The sequence below is a fragment of the Enterococcus sp. S53 genome (assembly GCF_016516865.1).
GTDB lineage: Bacteria > Bacillota > Bacilli > Lactobacillales > Enterococcaceae > Enterococcus_D > Enterococcus_D innesii.
In genome coordinates this window covers 1-1249 of record NZ_JACVUH010000053.1, presented here as the reverse complement: position 1 = coordinate 1249, position 1249 = coordinate 1, and the positions used below count along the sequence as shown (strand labels likewise).

The 1249-nt window shown below is 33.6% G+C and carries 1 protein-coding gene; it reads left to right on the top strand.

Annotation, left to right across the window (positions count from 1 at the left end; all coding sequences use genetic code 11):
* Positions 1–79: 79 nt before the first annotated feature.
* Positions 80–1206, top strand: a protein-coding gene (locus IAE45_RS18540; RefSeq protein WP_200127871.1) for an IS3 family transposase whose coding sequence is annotated in 2 segments (ribosomal slippage) — positions 80–308 and positions 308–1206 — 1128 coding nt in all. Because the reading frame shifts where the segments join, the coding sequence is not laid out codon by codon here.
* Positions 1207–1249 lie beyond the last annotated feature (43 nt).

The following is a 1249-nucleotide window of genomic DNA, read 5'->3' as shown; positions in this document are numbered from 1 at the left end:
TGGTGTTAGTATCAAATCTTAGACAGCTTTTCGTAGAGACAATAATAAATTAAACTTATCTACGAGAGGATGAATTTTTATGACCCGATATGAAGAAAATTTTAAACAAATGATTGTTGAACTGAATCAAACTGGACGTTCTGTTCGAGGGTTAGCGAAAGAATATGGCTTATCTGAAGCAACGATTTACAAATGGAAGAATTTATATTTACCTGATCAGTCCACAGGACTGACTGGAAAAGAAGTGGCTGAACTGAGAAAAGAAAATGCTCGTTTAAAAGAGGAACTTGAAATCTTAAAAAAAGCCGCAGCCATATTCTCTCGGAAAACCTAAATTCGCTTGTTCAATTTATTGAAAAATGGTGTAAGGATTACACTGTTTCTTTGTTGTGTCGGTTATTAGAAATCCCTAGAAGTGTCTATTATTTTTATAAAAACAAACCGTTGACAGCTACAGAAATCAGAAATAATAAGTTGAAAAAGAAGATTTCAACAATTTTTTTTACGAATAAACAACGCTATGGTGCCACAAAGATCCATCAAGTTTTATTAAAAGAAGGTATTTCAGTATCTCTTAAACATGTCCAAAAGCTAATGAAACAATTAAATCTAAGGTCAATTGTCGTTAAAAAATATAGACCTCAAAGGTCTAATAAACCGATCATTTCAAAAGAGAATCTCTTAAATCAGGACTTTTCTACTAAAAATATCTGTGAAAAATGGGCAGCTGACATTACTTACATTCCTACCAAGAAAAATGGTTGGTGTTACTTATCTTCAATCATGGATTTGCACACGAAAAAAATTATTAGTTATACATTTTCAAAACGTATGACTGTGGATTGTGTCATTCAAACATTGAATAAAGCAAAAATACATTATCACATTCCAGAAGGAATGATTCTACACACTGACTTGGGCAGCCAATACACAGCAAGAGAAGTGGAACAATGGCTTGAAACCAACAAAATAAGGCATTCTTATAGTAGAAAGGGGACACCTTATGATAATGCTGGAATTGAATCTTTCCATGCCTCATTGAAAAAGGAAGAAGTCTACACGACTAGCTACTCAGATTTTGAAGACGCAAATCGAGCGCTATTTAGCTACATTGAAGGATTTTATAACCGAAATCGAATCCATAGCTCGATTCACTATCTAACCCCACAGGAATTTGAAGAATTGGCAAAAGAAAAAATGGCGTAACCGTCTCTACTAAAATGTGTCCAAGATATTGACTCAAATCCAA